We start from the raw sequence: 21,665 nt of genomic DNA, 5'->3' as shown, positions 1-21,665 counted from the left end.
GATTCACGCCTCACAGCCCAGCCCTCCCCAAGGCTGCGGACGGTGGGCTCGCCGAGCGACCGAACCACCGACCCGCGCTCTGGCTCCGGCCGCCGGGCGTCACTTCGGATGCGGGCTGGGTGGCTCGGTAGGCGGAGCGCACGGTCGTGGTGATCTCGCGATCACCCAGACCCGCCGACTGTGCCGCAGCACCCAGCGCATCGAGCGCCTCGGCGGGCGAGACGCCGTTCTCTGCGAGGCGGCAGGCAGCCCAGAACAGGCCTCGGTTCCGCTCGCCCTCACCCCGCCCAGCGACCCACGTCGCCAACCGCTCAGCATCCTCATCCATCGAGCCGCTGCTGGCGCGTAGTGGAGCGACGGGGCGCGGGTCGAGGAAGTCCCGCAGACGGGCCGCGTCCACATGACCGACCGAGTGCGCGGCGATGTCCGCGACCTCGTAGCGGCACACACTGCCGTCGATGATTCGCCGGGAGGGAGGAGCGATGATGTAGCCGCCGTCGCCCCGGAAGTCGACGCCCGCGGTGGCTGCCTGCCACGACCGCTGCTCGCGGCCCGGGGTCGCCGGGAAGTACACGTGCGCGCCTCCGGTGGGTGTGCGCACGAGCAGACCCGCGCCATCGACGAGCCCCGCGTCGGTGGCGCGCTGGAACGCCGCGCGGCCGTCGTGGGGGCCGTGGACATCGACATCGACGACGACAACGCCGGATGGAGCGCCGGTCGGGATGCCGATGTTCGCGTTCGGTGTGCGCGACCACCACGCGGCAACCTGTTCCGGGTCGCTGCTCGCATCGAGGAACCCACGGCGGGTCAGCGGACGCTTCCCCTCGACGACGCACGGAAACACGGGCACGCCAGCCGCCGCGAGGCTCCGCGCCGCGAGCCCCAGGCTCGGTGAACGATCCACGCGAATGAGCGCCGCCAGGACATCGAATGCTTCGGGCATCACAGCCTCCGCCCTGCCAGCGCTGGCGCCGACGCAGCACGCGGACGATCGGTCTCCACCGAGTTCGCAGCCGTACGGGAGGTGCGCGGACTGGGAGCGTCGCGTTCGAGTCCGGGCGGGGTGCCGTCGCCGACCTGGAGCGTGTCGAGCTGGTCGAGGATCGCCAGCGCGGTCTTCCGCACCCGCTCGCCGGTGGACTGCACCACCTGGACGGGCTCTTGGCCGTCCACGCGGGCGGCCCAGGTCGAGACGTACGGGATCGTGTACCCGGTGGTGTCCATGCCGTGCGCGGCACCGATCATCAGCGCGACGGACTCGGCTTCGACCTCGCGGATGCCGCGATGCTGACGTGCTTCCTCGTCGTCGGGATCGTGCATCAGCACGTGCGCCAGCTCGTGCGCGAGCGTCTTGACCTGCGCAGCAGGGTCCATGTTCTCCCGCACCGCTACCGTGCGCTCCTCATAGTCGGTCATGCCGTTCGCGCCGGAGATCATCCCCTCGTGTGGCACCCGCAGCACCTCGAACCCCGCGCCGCGAATCTGCCCGGCCAGCCTGTCCCACAGCCCCGAGGGTGCTTCGCCTTCCAGCAGCGTCGGAGCGGGCGGAACTGGCAATGGTTCTCCGTCGGTCTGGGAGGCATCCCACACGTAGGCCGGCCGGGCTCCGACCATCCGCGAGCGCACCACCTCGCCGGCCTTCGGCGTCTCCCTCGGCCCGAGCCGCCGCCACGAGCCCGCACCGGCAGGGGTCGCGGTGGCGAACCGGCCCGTCACGGGCGCGAAGATCATGTAGCCCGGCTGGCCCTTCATCACCTGCCGACCGAGCCCCTGCCACTGCCGGTACCCGGCAACCAGGGTGGGGAAGGGTTCGGGCACGCGGCCTGCCTCGAACGCGGCTTCGTGCTGCACCCAGATCAGCATCGTGTTGTTGAACGACCGCGACCGGAACCGCGCCGCGAAGGCGAGCGCCTGGCGCCAGTCGTCACCCGAGACCAGCGACTCGACCGCGCCGGTCAGCTTCTCGTGCAGCTCGTCGAGCTTCGCCTCTCGCGCCGCGCGGGCGTCCTCGTTCGATGCCATGCTCCGGCCTCCTCTTCGGCGGGCCGCGACGCGGCTGCGCGCGGCGGTACACCTGGCAGGTAGGCGCGAACACCCGCGCCCAGACCGTGAGCTGGACATCGTTCACCTCCTTGAGGCAGCCCGAGCCGAGACCGGGACGCAACATTGAGCATGCTCAAAATGCCCCGGAGTCCTGTTCTAACACTGACCGTTGAGCATGCGCAAGCCTTGATTTGTGCATGCTCAACGAGTACGGTTGAGCATGCACAACCACCTTCTGGGTGGACTACATCGATGCCTTGCCCGTTGCGAAGGGAAGGGGGTCACCGTCATGACCGAAGACGAGAGCCAGGCTGCGGCCGAAGACCTCGCCAAACGTCTGCGGCTCCTGATGGATGTCGCCGTCGCCGAGTCCGGCACGGAGCCGACCTACTCGCAGATCGCCGGCTACCTCCAAGAACGAGGCACCAACCTGTCGCGGTCGCGCTGGACGTACATGGTCAACGGCCACCGCTACGTCCAAGACCCCGCCGTCTTCGAAGGGCTCGCGGAGTTCTTCGACGTGGACGCCGCGTTCCTGCTCGGCGAGGACGGTGCTGCCACTCCCGAGAAGGTCTCTGCGCAGCTCGACCTGGTTCGGTCCATGCGTGCCGCGAAGGTGAAGTCCTACGCTGCCCGCACCCTCGGCGATATCTCGCCGAAAGCACTCCACGCCATCACCAAGTTCCTGGACGAGGAAATGACACACATGCCCGAGCACTGACCGGTACCGCACGATGGAGCCGCCACCGGTCCCTGCTCCCTACAGAGAAGGGGCGAACCGTGAAGATCGAACAGACCGTATCGGCGGCCGTCGCGGGCCTTGAGCTCGGCAATACCTTCGCCCTTGACGATCTCCTCCACACCGTCCAAGACCGGCGGCACCGTAGGCTCCGCGTCGTCGAACTCGCAGACCTCGACACCCACGACGGCCTCTGCGCGCTCTGGCTCTCCACCGATGCCGAAGACGTCGTGCTTCACGCCCGCAGCGACTCCGCGCTGCATCGCCAGCAGTTCGTGCTCCACGAGCTCGCCCACATGATCCTTGGCCACGGCGAAGGCGACGGCTGTGCAGTCGGGGAGGTACTGCTGCCCAACATCCCGCCGTACACCAGAGGTCGCCTGCTCAGGCGGCAAGACCTCGACAGCGAAACCGAGATCGCCGCCGAGTCCCTCGCCGACCGGCTCGCCGCCGGCATCCGAGGGTCGGTGTTCGCAGAGTCCAGATACTCGGAGATATTCGGATGATCCAGACGCTCGTCGCAACGCTCATGTGGGCGCTCGTGGCGAGCCTGCTCATCTTCCGACGCAAACGCACCGACCGAAGCATCACCTACGCCGCCCTCACCATCGCCATCGCGATGACGCTCAACGTGGATGCCGCCTACAGCGCCGTCGATCGACTGCTCGGTGGCACCAACCTCGCCACCCTGATCGCGGACGCGCTCCTGATGACCGGGCTGTTCTTCCTCGGCCGCGGCGTCATGAAGACCGGCGAGTACCGGCCCAGGCTCGTCCGAGCCGCCGTCAGCATCCCCGTCCTGCTCGTCGCGCTGCTCGCGATCACCGCATCGTTCCTGCTCATCGACCGCGGCACCACTACCACACGATTTATGATCGACCTCGGCGCACAGCCAGCGGCGGCGGTCTACTCGATCATCAACTTCACCTACTGCCTCGTCATTGTCGTGGCGATGCTCGTCCTCGCCATAAGGCAGTACCGGCACAACACCGGCATCCAGCACCTCCCCGCGGCACTGTTGAGCCTGGGGTCGGCGTTCGGCGTCGCGCTCTGCCTCGCCGTGATCGTCATGGACGTTGCCCACGCCACGGGCCACCTCGACCTCATGCACACTATCCAGTCCGCCTACGATCCGCTCTCCGTCCTGACCTTCGTGTTCCTCTGTGCCGGGTTCGCGCTCCAGCCTGCCGTCCGTCGCGCTCAGCACCGCGCCCGGCAGAGGCAGACCGTCGCCCTCACAGCGCAGCTGGAGTCGCTTTGGCACCAGGCGACGCGCGCACGGCCCGGGCTGAGCCAGGCCGACCCCCTCGCCGCCAGTAGCGAAGACCCCGAAGGGCACCTCCACCGAGTGATCGTCGAAATCCGCGACGCGATGATCGACCCTCGCATCACCTTCGACATCAGCACCGACGACCGCGACCTGCTCGAACGCGCCGAGAGCCACCTCGTCGGAAGCGACAGTGCCCTCGCGACGACCTCGCCCGTTCCCTACGTCGAGGAGCGGGAGTCGTGATAGGCCGCATCGCTCTCGGCGCTGGGGCCGCGGCGGCAGCGGTTGCCGGGGTCGGGTGGGCCATCGCGCGGCGGCTCACCGCACCCGTCGGCCCACGAATGTTCGACCTCACCGTTCGAGGCGTCGAGTACACCGACGACGGCGACCTGATCGTGCTCGACCGCACCGACCAGGCCGCCGCGCCAGGCATCTACAATCTCTGGTTCGAGCACGGCGGCTGGGCGCAGCTCGCCACAGATACCGTCGATCGAGGACCCACCCGCGTCGCTCGCAGGATCACGGGCACCACATCGGGTTTCACTCCGAAGACCGGCGATTGCGCCTCCTGGAGCGGCATCTACTACGCCACCCCAGCCGACGCCGGACTCCACACACGCGACATCACCATCACGACCCCCGCAGGACCATGCCCGGCCTGGCGCATCGACGGCGACCTCGCGACCTGGGCCATCCACATCCACGGCCTCGGCAGCACCCGCGCCGGCACCCTCCGCGGCGTCCTCGCCGCAACCGAACTCGGCTACACCTCCCTCGTCGTCAGCTACCGCAACACAGCAGAAGGGCCGCGAGTTGGCACCGGCCGGACGACCTTCGGCTACGCAGAGACGAGCGACGTTGACGAGGCCATCGGGTACGCCGTCCGACGAGGAGCCGAACAGGTCGTGATCTTCGGCTGGTCGATGGGTGCCGCTGTCGCTCTCCAGCTCGCCGACCACCCGCGACATCCGGGACTGATCGCCGCGCTCGTACTCGACTCCCCAGTCCTCAACTGGACCGAAGTCATCAAGTCCAACTGCGCCCGCAGCGGATGGCCTGCAGCAGCCGGGCACCTCGCGATCCCGTGGCTCACCCTCGACCCACTGGCACGCACAGTCGGCCTGCCAGGACGCATCCCACTTCCCACCTTCGACTGGACATCCCGAGCCGTAGAGCTCAACACGCCGACCCTGATCCTCCACGGCACCCGAGACGACTCCGTGCCGATCCGGCTCTCACAAGCACTCCGAGACGCTCGCCCGGACCTCGTTGAGCTTGAGACCTTCGATGCCGGCCACACCCTCTGCTGGAACAGCGATCTGGACCGCTGGCGGAACACGGTGACCGCCTGGCTCAAGGTGCGCATCCCACGCTGATCGGCAGAACGCAGCGGCCACTCTCGAAACCCGTCTCGTTCGGCCACGCCCGGAGAAACCCAACTCAAGCCGTACCTCAGCCGGTATCATCGTGGGTGTTGGCCTGCCTGGGCCATTGAGCGAGGAAGGACCAACGTGGCTGAGCCGTGGCTGTCCGCAGACGACATCGCCGCCCACCTCGGGGTCACCAAAGACACCGTCTACACCTGGATCGCCGAGAAGGCCATGCCCGCCCACAAGGTCGGACGCCTCTGGAAGTTCCAAGCCAGCGAGATAGACGACTGGGTGCGCGCGGGTGCGGCGGCCAGTGACCAAGAGCTCCACGTAGCCCATCCCGGTGTCGGTGGACGCTCCTACGCTCATGACAACGACGAGCACGGGGAGGGGGGAAGATGAACCTGAAAGACGCCCAGCGCTTGGTGAAGTCCAAGCAACGCGTTGCGGACCACGGCGAGGTGTTCACGCCGGCGTGGATGGTCGAGGACATGCTCGACCTCGTTAAGCACGAGTCTGAGCGGATCGACTCCCGCGTACTCGAACCCGCCTGCGGCTCGGGCAACTTCCTCATCCCCGTCCTGGCTCGCAAGCTCGCCACGGTCGAGCTTCGGCACGGCAAGAGCGAGTTCGAGAAGCGCCACTACGCATTGTTCGCGCTCATGTGCACCTACGGTATCGAACTTCTCGCAGACAACGCCGAAGAGTGCCGCCACAATCTCGCCGAGGTGTTCAACACATTCTTGGGTATCGGCAACGATGACCAGTGGGCGCGAGCGGCCCGCGCGGTTCTCGCCGTGAACATCGTCCAGGGCGATGCCTTGACCATGACCGTGCCAAGCGGCCAGCCGATCACCTTTCCTGAGTGGGGCTACCTCGGCAAAGGCAAGTTCCAGAGGCGCGACTTTCGCTACGACGACCTCACTCAGCGCGCCTCGTACGAGGGAACCCTATTCGGCGAGCTCGATGACGAGGACCTGTTCGTCCCCGCGCAGACTTACCCGACGATGACCGTCAGTCAGATCGCCGAGGCCGCCGCGTGACCCTTGCACCTTTCACCCTCCGAGGGCACAACCCGGATGTGTTGACGTGCATCGCGAACCTCTCCAACGATGAGGTCTTCACCCCGCCGGAGTTCGCGAACCAGATGCTCGACACGCTTGCCGCCGCGTGGGCAGACGCCAACGACGGCGCCGACATCTGGACCAACCCCGATGTCACGTTCCTCGATCCTTTCACCAAGTCGGGGGTCTTCCTTCGCGAGATCACTCGCCGCCTCACCGACGGACTGATCCTGACGTTCCCTGACCTCGCCCAGCGCGTCGATCACATCCTCACCCGTCAGGTTTTCGGCATCGGGATCACACAGCTCACTGCACTGCTGGCTCGCCGGAGTGTCTATTGCTCGAAGTTCGCCAACGGCCCGCACTCGATCGCCAGGTCGTTCACGACCGAGGACGGCAACATCTGGTTCGATCGCACGGACCACGCCTGGGGCGGTGGCAAACGCGAGTTTCGGGTTGATCCGCTTACGCGCGAAGAGATCGCCGTCTATACCAACCGCAAGTGCACCTACTGCGGTGCTAGCGAAGGCAGCTACGCACGCGGTGACGACTTGGAAACTCACGCCTACGCATTCATCCATACCGACGACATCAGAGCTCGGATCGCCGAGCTGTTCGGAGACAACATGCAGTTCGACGTCATCATCGGCAACCCGCCCTATCAGTTGGGGGATGGAGGCGGTGGTGGCGGCGCGTCGGCCACGCCCATCTACAATCTCTTCGTCGAGAAGGCACTCGCGCTCGACCCTCGCTATGCCGTGATGATCACCCCGTCGCGATGGTTCTCGGGCGGGAAGGGTCTGGACGATTTCCGGGATCGGATGCTCGCCGACCACCGCTTTGCGAAACTCATCGACTATCCGCAGCTGTACGACGTCTTTCCTGGCGTGAAGATTCGAGGCGGCGTGTCGTACTGGTTGTGGAGTCGAGACCATGAGGGACCGTGCGAGGTCACCACCAAGATCGGAGACGAGGCTATCGGCGAACCCGCACTTCGGATGCTTGACGCCTATGACGTGCTCGTGCGTCGCAACGAGGGCGTGCGGATTCTGGACAAGGTGAGGGCGCACAGAGTTGACGGAGAGTCGGAGCCTCTCCTCGGCGATGTGGTGAATCGCCCTGGGTCTGATGGAGGCTCGGGCTATTGGATTCCGACCAGGGTCTGGTCGGTCCGTTTCGTAGCGTAGAACCGCTCTTCGAACTCTGCTGGCGGGACGTCGGCCAGGTAGCTGTGGAGGCGGTCGTGGTTGTGCCAGTGGACCCAGCTCAGGGTGGCGAGCTCGACGTCCTCGACCGTCTTCCATGGCCGTCCCTCGCGTGCGGGGCCGCGGATCAGCTCGGCCTTGTAGTAGCCGTTGACGGTCTCGGCGAGCGCGTTGATGCTCCTATAGATCGTCAAGTCGATCAGGCCGCGATTTCGAGCTCTCCATTAACGGGCTTGGCGATGGCGTCCGGGGCCGGCAGCAGGCGGAAGAGCTCGCGAGCGAGGTACCGCTTCAGGCACCGGATGATCTCCCGCTTCGACATGCCCTCGGCGGTGCGACGGGCCACGTAGTCGATCGTCGGCTGATGCCAGCGCATGCGCACGATGACCACGCGATACAGCGCGGCGTTGGCCTGCCGGTTCCCGCCGCGGTACAGACGGTGCCGGCTGTTGGTCTTGCCGGATCCAGCCGGGATCGGGCACGCGCCACACATCTTGGCAAACGCTGCCTCGGACTTGATCCGGTTGGCGTTGTCGCCGGCGGTGATCAGCATCTGTGCCGCAGTGTCGTAGCCGACGCCGACGGCCTCGACGAGCTGGGGCGCAGCGGCCGCAGTGAGTGCCTTCAGTGATGCGGCGTGAGCCTTGGCCTCCTCGTGCAGCGCCAGCCAACGCTTCGCCATCGAGGACAGCACGTGTCGCATCGCCACATCCGGGTCGCCCGGCACAACAACGGCAGGTGCGCCACGGCGCACGGGCGGCAGTGGAGTCGGACCCTCCAGCGCCGCGCACGCGAGGATCAGCTTGTGGTCGGTGAGCGTCTCCAGCTCCGCCCGCAACGCCTCGCTCCCGGTCGCGAGGGTCGCCTTGAGCGTGATCATCGCGGTTGTCCGCGCTTGAACGGCACCGTCGTAGGCGATCTTGACCAGCCTGATCGTTTCGACCGCGCCGTCGGCGGTCTTGGGTGTCGACAGCCCGTGCCCAGCCAGTAGCTGGCGTGCAGCGTGCTCGGCATCGATGGTGTCGTTCTTCCCTGCGAGTCGACGTTCCGCGGCCCGTGCTGGGCGGGCGATCTCGTGGACGTCGTGACCGTGGTTGCGCAGGTAGCGCGCCAAGCCGACCCCGTAGGAGCCGGTGCACTCGACGCCGAACCCGATCAGCCGACCGGCCGACCCGACGAAGGCCAGACAGAAGGCGAGGAGCTCCTCAAACCCGGCGATGGTGGTGGGCACGACGATGTCGCCGAGCCGGCCGCCAAAGCCGTCGATCGCGACCGCTACGTGGTTGTCCTTGTGGGTGTCGACGCCGACGATGACATCGTCACGCCGAAGCTGCATGCTGGGCATCGGGCTGTGGATCCTCTCTCGCACTTTCCGGGCGGGCTGTCCATGGCTCAGCTGGCCGGAGTGGGCGGACAGGACTGCGATGAGGCCCTGGTCGAGTCAGGCTCCTATCAGGTCACTGCCCACCCGGCCAGCAGCCTGGTGAACGCCACCACCCGGGGCCGACACGTCAACGCGAGGGCACCCGCAGGGCCGGTCATAAGCAAGGGTCAGACCCCAGGTGGTGGCGCAGTCACGATGCTCGCAGTCGAAGCATTATCCGGCTATTCTTCGCCGCGATCAGCCCGTTGGCCGGTTAACGATGTCAGTCTCGGGTGAGCCGGCGGAGTTGTTCTTCGTGGCGTCGTACGCGGGCAGCGAGTTCGTCGACCACGGTGCGCAGGGTGGCGATCTCGTCGGTGAGCCCTGCCATGGTTCCGTCGGTTGCGCGGCGGTGGCGGTGCTCGTTGATCAGCGCGTGGATCGTGGTGTTGCGGTACAGCGTGCTGCGGGCGATGCCGGTGGCGGCAGCGACGGCGGTGAAGGTGACCGGCTGGCCGTCGCGGCGTAGCTGCACGCAGGCACGTTCGATGTCGTTGAGGACGCTCGCACTCATCCGGTCTGCTCCTGGCCGTCTCGGTGGGTGTGTTCGATGAGATGGTCGAGCCGGTCGACGAGCCGTTGGTGGCGTTCGGCTTCGGTGATCCAGCCTCGTTGTTCGGCGTCGCGTGCGAGCGCTTGGGCATCGACCCGCTGGGCGGCCAGGATCGGCAGCGAACTGGCGTCGGTGTGGAAGCTGGGGCAGTGCTCGCAGATGTTGGCGTAGGCGCAGGCTTGCTGGGCGGGTGCACGTAGGCAGAAGCCGCCGGCCAGCCGGGACTTCAGCAGCGGCGTGTCCTTCCAGTCTTTCCCGCCGGTGATGTTGACGAGGGGCAGCTCGACCCGGCCCGGGACGGGTGTCCGGGCCTGCTGCTTGGCCAGGTCCAGGGCTCGTTCGTACTCGGCGCGGACGGTGGCGTCGAACAGGCGCCCGTACCGCAGGCTCATCTCTGCAGAGGCGTGTCCCAGCAGCGCCATCAACGCCTGCAGCGACACCCCGGCGTTGACCAGGGCGGTGGCGTAGGTGTGGCGCAGTTGGTGGCTGGTGATGTGCCCGAGTCCGGCGACCGTCGCGGCCCGGTCGAGTTCGGCACGCACGGCCTGCTGGGTCAGGCGTCGGCCCAGGTAGGTGAACAGGAACTGGGCGGGCCGTCGGTAGCGGGGATGCGGCAGCGCCCTGCCCGGTGTGCGCAGCGTGGTGATGTGGTCGCTCAGCTCGAGGATCTCGGCGTCGATGGGCACCATCCGTTCGGTGTCGAGCTTCCCGAGCGGGATCTTGAGCCAGTGACCGTGCTCGGGGACTTCATGGACGCAGTCCATCTCCAGGTCGAGAAGCTCGCCGATCCGCAGCCCACAGGCCCGCTGCAGCCGCAGCGCCGCGGCAGCGAGCTGGTTGGTGGGCTGCTCGGTCAGCGCGGCAGTCGTCTGTCGACGTCGACTGGTAGGTAGCGCGGCAGGATCTGCGGGGTCTTGGGGATGTCTTCGCGGAAGACGAGCTTGCGGGCCGGTGCGTCGGGCCAGCCCCACTCGGTGATGTCGGTGAGAAAGCCGGACAGTGCGATCACCCGGCGGGCGCGGTCGGCGACCGTGATCGGTTCCCCGGTCTTCTCGCTGACAGCGTCCAGCAGGGACGACAGGTAGGGCTCGATGTGCTGGCGGCGTTCCAATCCGGCCAGCGACTCCAGCCGCGGGTCGATCTGGGTGATGAAGGTCCCGAAGTGCTTCAGGCGGGTCGCCAGCGCGGTGACGGTCTTGGGTTGGCAGGTGGCCAGCTTGCGGTCCAGGTAGGCCACCAGTGCGGTCTGGAGCGGCCTGCTGACCCCGGCGAGCCGTTCTGCGAACGGCACTGGTCCGCCGCTGCGGGGCCATTGATCGACGATCGCCAGGTGGTACAGGACTCGCTGGGCGTTGCTGAGTGCCGCCAGATAGTGGTGATGTCCCTTGCCGGCCCGGGCTTCCCGCTCGCGACATGCGGCCGCGAACTCGTCCAGGTCGCCGATGGTGAGCTGCTCCAACGGCCGACCTGTCTGGATCAGCAGCCGGATCGGGACCTGGGAGCCGGTCGCGAATCGAACCCGTTCGGTGAACCCCAGCTCGGCGGCCGCTGTCATGAACCGCTCAATGCTTGCCGCGTACGGGGAGGACTTGATCTCACGCCAGATGCTGGCCAGCTTTCGATCCAGCAGGTAGTCGTAGCCCGGCGCCAGACCCTGATGAAGCATCAGGTAGGTGATGATCGGCCGGGTCGCACTGCCGGCCGACAAGCGCACTTCCAGCGGCTCGGCCGCCCACGTCCTCGGGTCCGACCACCGCTCGAAGAACCGCTGCGCAGCTCTCGTGTAGGACACGTTCCCGCGCCCTGTGGCGGTCAGGTACTCCAAGTACGACTCCAGCAGACCCGGGGACCCGCCAGATGCTTGGGCTGGTAATTCAGGATCGGTCGCGGATGCGAGCGCGAGCGGCATCGAACTCTGCCTTCACATGAGCTGGGGCCAGATGGATGTAGCGCGCGGTGGTGTCGACGTGCGCGTGGCCGAGCAGCGCCTGCATCACCGCGAGGTCCACGCCGGCCTCGGCCAGCGCGGTCCCGAAGGTGTGCCGCAGCGTGTGCGGGTGTCCGGCGGCGACGCCGGTCAGCGCGCGGTGGTAGCGGAAGATGGTGCGCAGCCCGGCCGGCGTCAATGGCTGGCCGCGGTGAGCGCCCTTGGCGACCAGGAACAGTCGCGGCGAGTCAGACTCGGGACGTTCGGTGAGCAGGTAGACCTGGATCACCGACCCCAAGTCGACGTCGAGCGGGACCCGGCGTTCGCGTTGGTCCTTGCCCATCACGCGTAGCCAGCCGCCGCCGATGTCGACGTCGGTCACGTCCAAGCCGAGGACCTCGGCTGACCTCAGCCCGCAGTAGAGCATCAGCCCGGCGATGGACTGGTCGCGCCAGGACTTGAAGCTGCCCAGCAGTTTCGCGGCCTCGCCCTGGGACAACGCGACCGGCAGCCGCCGTGGTTCGCGTAGTCGCAGCGAGGACCGCTTCGCCGGTCGACGTCTGGTGTGCGCCAGCAGCCCGGAGCGTTCCCCGGCCACGACCCAGCGGGCCTCCTTGCCCTTCGGCACCGGACTCCTCAAGTCGGGATCGCGCAGCGTGAGGAACCCGAACAGGCTTGAGATCGCCGCCAGCCGCCGGTTGATCGTCGATGGCGCGTACCGGTCGACCCGCCGTCCCGACATCGCGACCACGTTCGGTCCCGGCCTGCCTGGGACCGTCGCGTCGCGGCAGGCGCGTAGATACCGAAGCAGCACATCGGTGTCGATCGCATCGAGTGGGCTGCCCGCGTCGTCGCGGAGTCCTGTGGCGCTCTCTTCCTCGACCAGCCACCGGCAGAAGCTCAGCAGGTCATAGCCATAGGCCCGCACCGTCTTGGGCGAGTAGTTCCGGTCGACCAGATGCGCCAGGTACTCATCCACAACGACGAACCGGGCAGCGTCGGCGCCGGCCAGCACCCACCCCTCGTCCTGCTCCACGAGCCGAAGATCAACGTCTCTGCCCATAGGACAGGTGTAGCCCCGATGACCCCATCGGAGCCGTCAACCGCAGTCGCCCGGCGTGTCGCTGACCTGGGAAGATGCCTCGTTTAGCCGGTTAAGAGGGACGACCCGACTCGGCCCATCGACTGCCGGATGCCCTGCTGGCGGCAGAGCTTGGTGAACGCGTTCGCGGTGTAGGTCGAGCCGCGGTCGGTGTGGAAGATGACCCGCTCGGCCTCGTCCTCGCGCCAGATCGCCTCCCGTCCGCCACGGGTACTGGACTCGCCGAACCCGGCCGTCGCGCTCGCCGTCGCTCTGGTGGCCTTCCACGGACTGACCGGCAAGCAGGTCCGCGAGCTGCAGCTGACCGACATCGTCGACGGCCGCCTCCACCTCGACGGCCGCGACATTCCGCTCGCCGCCCCCGTCAGGAGCCGGCTCAGCGCCTGGCTCGACCACCGCAACCGAACCTGGCCGGCCACCGCGAACCCACACCTGATCATCAACCGACGCACCGCGCCGCGCCTCGTCCCCAGCGGCCCGTCCTTTCCCTGGCGAGACAGCCGCCTCCGCCCGCGGGCCCTGCGGGAGGACCGCATCCTTCACGAGATCCACGCCAGCGGCGGCGACGTACGCCGCATCTATGACCTCTTCGGGCTCAGCGTCGAAGGCGCCACCCGCTACCTGAAGACCGTCGAGCACCCCGACCTGAGGAACGAAGACCAGCCTGGCACCCGGCCATGACCGTGTCTTTACGTACCGCGCGGCGCGGGTCGAGAGTTGTCGCGACATCCTCACGCCACGGATAAGCAACCGCGGCGCGCACGATTCGGACGCTCTGGCGCTGCTGACTTTGGTCACGGGCCGCAGCGTGGCGGCTCAGCGTCCCCGCATCCGTCCCCCCGAACCGTCGAATGGCGGGGGGACGTGGCGCCCTACACCGCGTTTTATGCAGGTCAGGCGGCTCCCCCCGAAACATCAAGGAGATTCCAGAGCCGGTGGCTCGAGTGGTGGAGGAGGAGTCCCGCCAGCGGATCCACTTCTCGCGGAGCTCGGCGCGACAGCGTTCGTGGTCGGTCTGCTTACCGGCGTCGCGAGTCCGCGGCGCTGCGGCCCTGCGCCGAGCTGGTCGATCCTGGAGGTTCCCACGCCGCAGCCCATTGGGCTATGGACTCGATCACCGGCGCCAGGGAGTGGCCCTTGGTCGTCAGCGTGTAGTGCACGGTGGTGGCGGAGGAGGCGCGTTCCACCACGCCCTCGCGCTCGAGCTCGCGGAGCCGCTGGGCGAGGAGCCGATCGGTGAGCCCGGGGATTCTTGAGCGGATCTCGCCGAAGCGGTCGGCTCCGTCGAGGAGTGCGCGGATGATCGGGCCGTTCCAGCGCCGCCCGATCAGCTCGACCGCGCGGTGGAAGACCGAACAGTAGCCCTGTGTCTCGTCCATGCAGACAACCTCCGCGGCCGACGAGTCGCCGGACCTTGACTCTTGCCAACGCCGTTCCCGGAATGATACTCCTAGAGTCACTTACAAAGAGTAAGTGACTACTTCGCATACGAGGAGCTCTCATGGACGTTCTGGTCCTCATCGGCCGGATCCTTTTCGCGCTACTGTTCCTGGGCGCCGGGATGGGCCACTTCAGCCAGCGGGAGATGATGACCGGCTACGTGGCCAGCAAGGGTGTGCCGGCCGCCGGGTTGATGGTGCCCTTCTCTGGTGCGGTGAGCATCCTGGGCGGCCTCATGGTGGCCGTCGGGGTCTGGCCCGACCTCGGTGCCCTGCTGCTGGTCGCCTTCCTGGTGCCGACGGCGGTGCTGATGCACGGCTTCTGGCGCGAGACCGACCCGGCGAGCAAGGCCAACGAGCAGACCCAGTTCCTCAAGGACCTGTCCCTCGCGGGTGCCGCGCTCGCCCTGTTCGCGTTCTTCGCCTCCGCGGGCGACGAGCTCGGCCTGCTCGTGCTCGGCCCGGTGTTCACGCTGTGACCGGCTTGCTGGTCGACCTGCCCGCCCGCGGCGGCGCCAGGCCGCGCACCACGCCGAGCAATCCGCACACTCAGCTCGATCAACAACCGGACGACGATCGGCCGCGCCGCCTCTTGGAGGAGCGGCTCGCCCAGCTGCCGGACGTGGTCTGGCGCCCCAGCATGATCTCGGTCCCGGGAGCGCGCGCCCTGACCCTGCCGGAAGACGCCGCGCAGGGCCCGCCCGAGGCCTTCATGATCGGCACCGAGTTCGCTCACCTGCACCCCGCCCCGGACCACTCACTGCACCTGGTGCTGCCGCCCGACGTCGCCTCCCGCGTAATCGAGACAGGCTGGGCAGAGCAACACCCGATCGCCCGCCGCGGCCTGATCACCTCAGGCGCGGTGATGATCTACGCACCCCGCGACGAGGAGGAGGCCGAGCTGGTCTCCCAGATCGTGACCGCCGCCTTCGAGTACGCCACCAACCCCCCGGCCTGACCAGCCGTACTGACAGAGCGCCGACGTGACCGGCATCCGGGCCACTCGGGTCCGGACCAGTCGAACAAGGATCGGAGTCACCCATCATGCGCATCCACGAGCTCGGCCACCTGGTGCTCTACGTCCGCGACGTGGAGCGCTCACGGCGGTTCTACCGAGACGTGCTCGGGTGGAACGAGATCCGCGGGGAGGTCCCCCTGCCGGTCCCCGCGGCGGCGTTCTCCTCCGGACGCACCCACCACGAGCTGCTGCTCATCGAGGTGGGCTCGGCCGCGGCCCCGATGCCCCCGGGGCACCGTGTGGGCCTGTACCACTTCGGCCTCAAGGTCGGCGACAACGACGACGACCTACGCGAGGTCGTGCGTCACCTGACCGAGCACGGGGTGCAGATCCAGGGGGCCAGCGACCACACGGTCACCCACTCGCTCTACATCGCCGACCCCGATGGGCACGAGATCGAGCTCTACGTCGACGTGATGGCGACCGAGGAGTGGCTCGCCGACCCGTCGTTGGTCTTCGCCCCCATCCGTCCGCTACGTCTCTGACCTTCTCTGGATGCCTGGAGCGGCGTGGGCGGCAGCGGTTGGGCACGAGCACACAATCGTGCCAAGCACGTCACCCAGCCTGCGACCGGGCCGCCACGTTTGCTGGGTCAGCCCTGAGTCGCTGCGGAGGTCACCGCCCCGCCGGCCCTTCCCCTCGTTGTACGCGGCTGCTTGCCAGTGCTGTCCCGCGTGACCCTGTGCGTCAGGCTGAGGTGAGACACATCTGCTGAGTTCCTTCCCTTGCACGGGGCGAGAAGCGAGTTGCTGCCGATGACGATGACCCTGGCTGATTCCTGCGTCGATGATGGGGGTATGGGACCTCGAGCTGACCGGCCCAAGCGCCGCACCTTCACCGCGGAGTACAAGGCGAACCTGCTGGCCGAGTACGAGGCAGCAGATCGTGGTGAGCGTGGTGCGATCCTGCGCCGTGAGGGCCTGTACTCCTCGCACATCATTGAGTGGCGCAAGGCCGCCGATGCCGGCGCCCGCTCCGGGCTGGCCCCGGCCACCAGGGACCGGCGCGACCGCGAGATCGAGCAACTGCGGGCCAGGGCGGAGAAGGCCGAGGCCGAGCTGGCCCGGACCCGCGCAGCGTTGGACCTGGTGGGAAAAGCACACGCGCTCTTGGAGACGCTCTCCGAGAGCGCGGAGCCGCCGAGGCGGTCGCCGCGGTGATTAACCCGCTGGTCGAGGAGCTCGCCTCGCACACCAACGTCAAGACCGCCTGCGACCTGCTGGGCCGACCCCGCGGCAGTCACTACCGGGCCAAGGCGCCCAAGCCGGCCCGGCAGCCGGGGCCGCGGCCGGCGCCGCCGAACGCGCTCAGCGACGACGAACGCGCCCAGGTCCTCGGTGTTTTGACCAGTGACCGGTTCGTTGACAAGTCGGTGGCCCAGGCGTGGGCGACGCTGCTGGACGAGGGCACCTACCTGTGCTCGATGGCGACGATGCACCGGATCCTGCGCGCCCACGGCGCTGCAGGTGAGCGCCGTGCCCAGGCCACGCACCCGGCGAGGACCAAGCCCGAGTTGGTGGCCACCAAGCCGGGGCAGGTCTGGTCCTGGGACATCACCAAGCTCCGTGGCCCAGAGCGCGGGGTCTATTACGACCTCTACGTTGTGCTCGACATCTTCTCCCGCTTCGTCGTGGCCTGGACGATCGCCGCCTGTGAAGACAGCCAGATCGCCAAAACGATGCTCGAGCAGGCGATGGGAGTGCACGGCATCCCCGAGGCGATCCACGCCGATCGGGGCACCTCGATGACCTCCAAACCGGTTGCCCAGTTGATGGTCGACCTTGGCGTCGCACGCTCGCACTCCCGTCCGCACGTCTCGAACGACAACCCCTACAGCGAGGCCGCGTTCAAGACGCTGAAGTACGCCCCGGTCTTCCCCGAGCGGTTTGGCTCGCTGGCCGACGCCCGCGCGTTCGGCGAGAGGTTCTTCAGCTACTACAACCATGAGCACCGCCACTCCGGGATCGGGTTGCACACCCCGGCGTCAGTGCACTTCGGCACCGCGACCGAGGTCCGCGCCCAACGGCAGCAGACCCTGAACGCGGCCTACACCGCCCACCCCGAGCGCTTCGGGAACCGCCGACCACAGCCACCGAAGCTGCCCGCCGTCGCGTGGATCAACCAGCCCTCGCAGGAGGCCCTGATACAGACCGCTTGACGAGACGTGTCTCAACCGGCTTGACACCTTCCGGGTCCTATTTCCCGAGTCTGAGAGGCATCTCGTAGGTGCAATTCAAGCATGCTCCCGTTGCCGTGTCGGCTGTGTTCGATGATCCGAATCTCGTGTCGGTCGCGGGGCTGGTCCCGATGCTCCGTCTTGCCCGTTCTGCGGGGCTTGATGAGCTCGCGCAGTCGCGATTGAGCGTCCCGACGGACAAGGGTGCGAACGCCGGCGGCAAGGTGATGGCGCTGGTCGCGGGGATGCTCGCTGGCGCGGACTCGATCGACGACATGAATCTGCTGCGTCATGGCGGGATGGGCCGGTTGTTCGATCGGACGTATGCACCGTCGACGCTGGGCTCGTTCCTGCGGGAGTTCCGGTTCGGGCACGTCCGCCAGCTCGATGCCGTCGCCTCACGGACGCTGGTGAACCTCGCATCGGCCGCGCCGCTGCTGCAGATCCGGGACGGTGAGCGGGTGATGGTCGACGTGGACGACACGATCATCGAGGTCCACGGGTACCAGAAGCAGGGAGCGTCGTTCGGGTACTCCGGCGTCCGCGGCCTCAACGCCCTCGTCGCGACAGCGTCGACGACGACCTCAGCGCCGGTGATCCTCGCCCAGCGGTTGCGGCAGGGGAAGAGCGGTTCCCCGAAAGGCGCGGCCAGGATCGTCGCCGACACCCTCGCCACGCTTCGCCGCATGGACCTGGGCAGCAGTGTTCGGCCGTTGCTGCGGGCGGACTCCGCGTTCTACGGCCACGCCACCATCGGCACCGCGATCAAGGCCGGCGCGGACGTGTCCGTCACCGTTCGGATGGACCCCGCGGTGAAGACGGCGATCGCGACGATCCCCGAGGACGGGTGGGAGACGATCGAGTACCCGAACGCGATCCGTGACGAGGTCACGGGCCGGTGGATCTCGAAGGCCGAGGTCGCCGAGGTGCCCTTCGTCGCGTTCCGTTCCCGGAAGATCGCCGAACGGGTTGAAGGACGACTGGTGGTCCGACGGATCCCAGACCTGAACCCCAAGCAGGTCGAGCAGCCGACCTTGTTCGACAGCTACCGGCACCACGCGTTCTTCACCACCACCGACAAGCAGACAATGGGAACCGTCGCGGCGGACAAGACCCACCGCGGGCACGCGATCATCGAGCAAGTTCACGCCGACCTGAAGGCGGGCCCGCTCGCTCACCTGCCCTCGGGAGTGTTCACCGCGAACAGCGCATGGCTCGTCCTCGCCGTGATCGCATTCAACCTCACTCGCGCCGCTGGACTCATCGCCGACCGAGGCGGGCGGCTCGCCCGGGCAACGACCGCGACGATTCGCCGCACCCTCATCTCAGTGCCGGCACGACTGGCACGGACGGCGCGCCGCATCATCCTGCACCTGCCGGACGCCTGGCCCTGGCAGACCGCGTTCGACCGACTCTTCACCGCGACGCACGCACCACCACCACCGGCCGCGGCCAGCTGACCACCGCCGCCACCAGCGGCACGACCGAGAACGAAGTGGACAACCGGGATGAGACGCCCGGAACTCACCCCTGCCCGCAGCCGATCACGCCGCGCCCATCACGCCGACGCCACCCGCCGAAGGCTCATCGGTGGATCGAGGCTAAGGGTGAGTACTCGTATCTAGTCAATCACTTGCGAGACATAGTTGCGAGAATCGCCGAGCCTGGGAAACTCGCGAACTATGTCAATGTCCGAAGCCCTCAACACTCAGGCAGATGAGACGTCTCGTAAGCCTAGGGTTTCGAGAACAGTGCCAAAGTTTATCCTTGTGCCGCAAGTCTCCTACTTGTTCTGATGGGAGTCCCATTCCACGCGGATGATGCGAATAGCATCGTCGAACCCACGGGGAGATTCCCGCCGCCAATCTGGGTTGTCTTCGTCCCCGAAGGCGGCGACTGAGCGACCGAGCCCGGCTCTGGTCGGCGGTGGAGAACCGTGGCGAGATCTCGAATGACGGCATACTCCGCACCTTCGACCTCGCCGTTTCGAAGCGCATGGCGGACCTTCGGAACAGGCTCGTGGTCGGTTGGAGATCACCACGCACTTGGCGACTCAACGGCGACGCGAACTGCGGACCCCCGCGAGCAGCCACCGTCTGACCACCCAGCCAGCATCGGCGCAACCAGAAGCAAGTGGAACACTGCGGGCAGCGAGGCCCGACGATGGTCACGTCTGCGCCCCGCGAAGAAGCGACTCAAATCGAGTTCAGCCGCTCACCCCGAGCGGATCGGCGGATCGAGGCTCATGTCAGCGGTCAAGTAACGCGCGTAGGCCTGCAATAAGGCCAGCGGTTCGCGGCTCTCCCACCAGCGATCCGGAAAGCTGATTCTGTACGTAGGCGAACCCGACCGCGTGTTTGGCGTCACCGAACCCGAGTGCACCGCCAGCGCCAGCATGCCCGAAGGGACTGCTGAAGGTCTTGGTGACTCCTCGGGTTAGACCGCGAGTGCGGCCGGTGTGGTCAGCATGATGGTCTCGAATTCGATCGGAGTCAAACGGCCCAACGCTCGCTGTCTCCTGCGTCGGTGATAGGTCGCCTCGATCCAGGACACGATCGCCAGGCGGAGCTGCTGGCGAGTTGCCCATCGGTGCTGGTTCAGGAGGTTCTTCTGGAGTAGTGCGAAGAAGGACTCCATAGCGGCGTTGTCGCCTGCTGCCCCGAACCGTCCCATCGATCCGGTGAGTCCAGCGGCGCTGAGTTCGTGGACGAAGCGCCGTGAACGAAACTGGCCGTATTCAACCGGTCGAAGCAACAGTTGTTTCTCGCGATGAGCGTAGCTGATCGGCGAAGGCTTCCGCAGGAGTGCGCCAGCCCAGGATTCCGCGCGACCGGTTGTTCATCGTGAGGTGTACTACTGATGTGAGACACAGTTTGAAAGGATTGTGCTCATGTCTGCTCGACTTACCTATTCCGATGAGTTCAAGGCTGATGCCGTTGAGCTCGTGGTTTCATCTGGGCGTTCACCCGCCTCTGTCGCTCCGGAGCTCGGCATTTCCGTTACCGCGTTGAAACGCTGGGTGCGACTGTCCCGTGAAGGGCAAACGGAGGGCGGCGGCAAACCGGATGATCCGGTGGATCCTGCGAAATACAAGGCTTTGGAGGCACGGCTGCGCGAGCTGGAGAGGGAGAACGATTTCCTGAAAAAAGTTTCGGCGTTCTTCGCCAAAGAACAACGGTAGAGGACTTGTACCGAGTTGTTCAGGAGAAGAACGTCGACTTCCCGGTGGCCTGGATGTGCCGTCAGCTTGGTCTCCCACGGGCCACGTATTACCGGTGGCTGGACGCCGCAGAAACCCCGACCGCGCTCCGTCGCCGGGAGCTGACCGATCAGGTGAAGACCGTCTTCGATTCCTCCGACGGGATCTTCGGCCACCGCATGGTCCACACCAAATTGGCCGCCGCCGGCATCGAGGTTTCAGTGGGTACCGTGGCCGGGATTATGGCCGAGAACGGGTGGGTCGCCAAGCGGATGCGCGCCTTCAAGCGCACCACCATCCCCTCAGATCCGGACAAGGTCTTCGCGGACCTCATCGGCCGGGACTTCACAGCAGAAGCACCCGGAACGCGCCTGGTCGGAGACATCACCTACCTGCGCACTGACGAGGGATGGCTCTACCTGGCCACCGTCATCGACCTGTGCACCCGCATGGTCGTCGGCTGGGCTATGGCTGAACACATGCGCGCTTCGCTGGTCACCGGGGCCCTGACGATGGCCAGAGACCGCGGCCATTTGAGTCCCAACGCGATTTTCCACAGTGATCATGGAACGCAGTACACGTCACGCGAAATGGGCGCCTGGTGCGCCGGGAATAACATCCGCCAATCCATGGGCGCCACCGGGGTGTGCTGGGATAATGCCGTGGCGGAATCGCTGTTCTCATCGCTGAAAAACGAGTTTTACCATCACCACAGCTTCACCACCCGCCAGGACGCCAGACTGGCCACTATGCGCTACATCGAAGTGTTCTACAACCGCTGGCGGCCTCACACCAACAACGAAGGCCTGCCGCCGGCGACGGCTATGGCCAACTTCACAACCAGAAACCAACAGCTTCCCGCTGCTGCCTGACCGAAAAGAAACTACGCGACTGTCTCACATCCTTGACACACCTCATCGTGTCGGCGACGGCTTGGAGTTCGCGGGAGGTCCAGCGAGAGATATCGGTGCCCTTTGGAAAAAACTGCCTGAGCAGCCCGTTGAGGTGTTCGTTGCTGCCGCGTTGCCAGGGGCTCTTCGCGTCGGCGAAGTAAACTGGCAACCCGATCTCCCGCGTGAGAAGCGCGTGCGCTGACATCTCCTTCCCGCGATCCCAGGTCAGCGAACGTTGAAGCGC

Annotated in this window: 22 protein-coding genes and 5 pseudogenes; 15 read left to right on the top strand and 12 right to left on the bottom strand. The window is 66.8% G+C overall.

The genetic code is table 11. The features are described from left to right. Positions 1-10 precede the first annotated feature (10 nt). Together ASPHE3_RS11040 and ASPHE3_RS11035 are read right to left on the bottom strand one after the other, a co-directional pair. Positions 11-943, bottom strand: a complete 933-nt coding sequence (locus ASPHE3_RS11040; protein WP_013601298.1) for a bifunctional DNA primase/polymerase — start codon at positions 941-943, stop codon at positions 11-13. Then, positions 943-2,022 (bottom strand): ImmA/IrrE family metallo-endopeptidase, encoded by a 1,080-nt coding sequence (locus ASPHE3_RS11035; RefSeq protein ID WP_013601297.1) that lies wholly within the window; start codon positions 2,020-2,022, stop codon positions 943-945. Before ASPHE3_RS11035 ends, ASPHE3_RS11040 begins: the two co-directional genes overlap by 1 nt. A gap of 310 nt (positions 2,023-2,332) precedes the next feature. On the opposite strand from ASPHE3_RS11035, the gene ASPHE3_RS11030 reads away from it, so the two are divergent. The 7 genes from ASPHE3_RS11030 to ASPHE3_RS11000 all read left to right on the top strand — a co-directional run bounded on the left by ASPHE3_RS11030 (position 2,333) and on the right by ASPHE3_RS11000 (position 7,673). Beyond that, the gene (locus tag ASPHE3_RS11030) at positions 2,333-2,764 is read left to right on the top strand and encodes a hypothetical protein (RefSeq protein WP_013601296.1); all 432 of its coding nucleotides are present in this window, start codon (positions 2,333-2,335) and stop codon (positions 2,762-2,764) included. A 59-nt stretch (positions 2,765-2,823) separates the two neighbouring features. Then, on the top strand, positions 2,824-3,288 hold the full coding sequence (locus ASPHE3_RS11025; RefSeq protein ID WP_013601295.1) for a hypothetical protein: 465 nt from the start codon (positions 2,824-2,826) through the stop codon (positions 3,286-3,288). Next, the gene (locus ASPHE3_RS11020) at positions 3,285-4,295 is read left to right on the top strand and encodes an MAB_1171c family putative transporter (protein ID WP_013601294.1); all 1,011 of its coding nucleotides are present in this window, start codon (positions 3,285-3,287) and stop codon (positions 4,293-4,295) included. Before ASPHE3_RS11025 ends, ASPHE3_RS11020 begins: the two co-directional genes overlap by 4 nt. Next, on the top strand, positions 4,292-5,428 hold the full coding sequence (locus ASPHE3_RS11015; RefSeq protein WP_013601293.1) for an alpha/beta hydrolase: 1,137 nt from the start codon (positions 4,292-4,294) through the stop codon (positions 5,426-5,428). The genes ASPHE3_RS11020 and ASPHE3_RS11015 overlap by 4 nt, the downstream gene beginning before the upstream one ends. A 135-nt stretch (positions 5,429-5,563) precedes the next feature. After that, on the top strand, positions 5,564-5,824 hold the full coding sequence (locus ASPHE3_RS11010; protein WP_013601292.1) for a helix-turn-helix domain-containing protein: 261 nt from the start codon (positions 5,564-5,566) through the stop codon (positions 5,822-5,824). Continuing rightward, the gene (locus ASPHE3_RS11005) at positions 5,821-6,465 is read left to right on the top strand and encodes an N-6 DNA methylase (RefSeq protein ID WP_013601291.1); all 645 of its coding nucleotides are present in this window, start codon (positions 5,821-5,823) and stop codon (positions 6,463-6,465) included. Before ASPHE3_RS11010 ends, ASPHE3_RS11005 begins: the two co-directional genes overlap by 4 nt. Continuing rightward, positions 6,462-7,673 (top strand): Eco57I restriction-modification methylase domain-containing protein, encoded by a 1,212-nt coding sequence (locus tag ASPHE3_RS11000; protein ID WP_148258099.1) that lies wholly within the window; start codon positions 6,462-6,464, stop codon positions 7,671-7,673. Before ASPHE3_RS11005 ends, ASPHE3_RS11000 begins: the two co-directional genes overlap by 4 nt. Here the strand turns inward: ASPHE3_RS11000 and ASPHE3_RS10995 are convergent. The 7 genes and pseudogenes from ASPHE3_RS10995 to ASPHE3_RS22925 form a co-directional block, all read right to left on the bottom strand. Continuing rightward, positions 7,628-7,864, bottom strand: a pseudogene (locus ASPHE3_RS10995) (integrase core domain-containing protein); the annotation flags it as partial. The gene ASPHE3_RS11000 and the pseudogene ASPHE3_RS10995 sit on opposite strands and share 46 nt — an antisense overlap. Positions 7,865-7,890: 26 nt before the next feature. After that, positions 7,891-9,036: an IS110 family RNA-guided transposase gene (locus tag ASPHE3_RS10990; protein WP_013601289.1), complete on the bottom strand. Its 1,146-nt coding sequence runs from the start codon at positions 9,034-9,036 to the stop codon at positions 7,891-7,893. 301 nt (positions 9,037-9,337) lie between these two features. Next, positions 9,338-9,628: a DUF6262 family protein gene (locus tag ASPHE3_RS10985; RefSeq protein ID WP_013601288.1), complete on the bottom strand. Its 291-nt coding sequence runs from the start codon at positions 9,626-9,628 to the stop codon at positions 9,338-9,340. Continuing rightward, entirely contained in the window at positions 9,625-10,638 is a 1,014-nt protein-coding gene (locus ASPHE3_RS22695; RefSeq protein ID WP_254362857.1) for a tyrosine-type recombinase/integrase, read from the bottom strand. Before ASPHE3_RS22695 ends, ASPHE3_RS10985 begins: the two co-directional genes overlap by 4 nt. Further along, complete coding sequence (locus tag ASPHE3_RS22690; protein ID WP_013601286.1) at positions 10,521-11,492, bottom strand: hypothetical protein; 972 nt, start codon at positions 11,490-11,492, stop codon at positions 10,521-10,523. The genes ASPHE3_RS22695 and ASPHE3_RS22690 overlap by 118 nt, the downstream gene beginning before the upstream one ends. A 49-nt stretch (positions 11,493-11,541) precedes the next feature. After that, positions 11,542-12,630, bottom strand: coding sequence for a tyrosine-type recombinase/integrase (locus ASPHE3_RS10975; protein ID WP_254362854.1), 1,089 nt, complete (start codon positions 12,628-12,630; stop codon positions 11,542-11,544). Positions 12,631-12,755: 125 nt separating this feature from the next. Continuing rightward, positions 12,756-12,908: pseudogene (locus ASPHE3_RS22925) on the bottom strand (DDE-type integrase/transposase/recombinase); the annotation flags it as partial. On the opposite strand from ASPHE3_RS22925, the gene ASPHE3_RS10970 reads away from it, so the two are divergent. Next, entirely contained in the window at positions 12,856-13,377 is a 522-nt protein-coding gene (locus tag ASPHE3_RS10970; protein WP_049786062.1) for a hypothetical protein, read from the top strand. The pseudogene ASPHE3_RS22925 and the gene ASPHE3_RS10970 sit on opposite strands and share 53 nt — an antisense overlap. Before the next feature lie 338 nt (positions 13,378-13,715). Here the strand turns inward: ASPHE3_RS10970 and ASPHE3_RS10965 are convergent, their stop codons facing one another. Then, positions 13,716-14,075: a winged helix-turn-helix transcriptional regulator gene (locus ASPHE3_RS10965; RefSeq protein ID WP_013601284.1), complete on the bottom strand. Its 360-nt coding sequence runs from the start codon at positions 14,073-14,075 to the stop codon at positions 13,716-13,718. 122 nt (positions 14,076-14,197) lie between these two features. On the opposite strand from ASPHE3_RS10965, the gene ASPHE3_RS10960 reads away from it, so the two are divergent. From ASPHE3_RS10960 to ASPHE3_RS10935, 5 genes and pseudogenes are all read left to right on the top strand, one after another. After that, on the top strand, positions 14,198-14,614 hold the full coding sequence (locus ASPHE3_RS10960) for a DoxX family protein (RefSeq protein WP_013601283.1): 417 nt from the start codon (positions 14,198-14,200) through the stop codon (positions 14,612-14,614). A 161-nt stretch (positions 14,615-14,775) separates the two neighbouring features. Continuing rightward, positions 14,776-15,093 (top strand): luciferase domain-containing protein, encoded by a 318-nt coding sequence (locus ASPHE3_RS10955; protein ID WP_254362852.1) that lies wholly within the window; start codon positions 14,776-14,778, stop codon positions 15,091-15,093. A gap of 86 nt (positions 15,094-15,179) precedes the next feature. Continuing rightward, positions 15,180-15,638, top strand: a complete 459-nt coding sequence (locus tag ASPHE3_RS10950; protein WP_013601281.1) for a VOC family protein — start codon at positions 15,180-15,182, stop codon at positions 15,636-15,638. 312 nt (positions 15,639-15,950) lie between these two features. Further along, positions 15,951-17,311, top strand: a pseudogene (locus ASPHE3_RS10940) (IS3 family transposase). A 68-nt stretch (positions 17,312-17,379) separates the two neighbouring features. After that, a complete protein-coding gene (locus tag ASPHE3_RS10935; RefSeq protein ID WP_013601280.1) occupies positions 17,380-18,789 on the top strand; it encodes an IS1380 family transposase in 1,410 nt (469 codons plus the stop codon). Positions 18,790-19,765: 976 nt separating this feature from the next. Here the strand turns inward: ASPHE3_RS10935 and ASPHE3_RS10925 are convergent. After that, positions 19,766-20,059 (bottom strand): annotated as a pseudogene (locus ASPHE3_RS10925) (integrase core domain-containing protein); the annotation flags it as partial. 160 nt (positions 20,060-20,219) lie between these two features. Here ASPHE3_RS10925 and ASPHE3_RS10920 point away from each other — a divergent pair. Beyond that, entirely contained in the window at positions 20,220-20,510 is a 291-nt protein-coding gene (locus ASPHE3_RS10920) for a transposase (RefSeq protein WP_013599941.1), read from the top strand. 5 nt (positions 20,511-20,515) lie between these two features. Further along, the gene (locus ASPHE3_RS10915) at positions 20,516-21,400 is read left to right on the top strand and encodes an IS3 family transposase (protein ID WP_013601278.1); all 885 of its coding nucleotides are present in this window, start codon (positions 20,516-20,518) and stop codon (positions 21,398-21,400) included. 43 nt (positions 21,401-21,443) lie between these two features. Here ASPHE3_RS10915 and ASPHE3_RS21505 read toward each other — a convergent pair. After that, positions 21,444-21,662: pseudogene (locus ASPHE3_RS21505) on the bottom strand (IS30 family transposase); the annotation flags it as partial. Positions 21,663-21,665 lie beyond the last annotated feature (3 nt).

Origin of the sequence: Pseudarthrobacter phenanthrenivorans Sphe3 (assembly GCF_000189535.1) — a bacterium.
Classification (GTDB): Bacteria; Actinomycetota; Actinomycetes; order Actinomycetales; family Micrococcaceae; genus Arthrobacter; species Arthrobacter phenanthrenivorans.
This window is presented reverse-complemented; position numbering and strand designations above follow the sequence as displayed.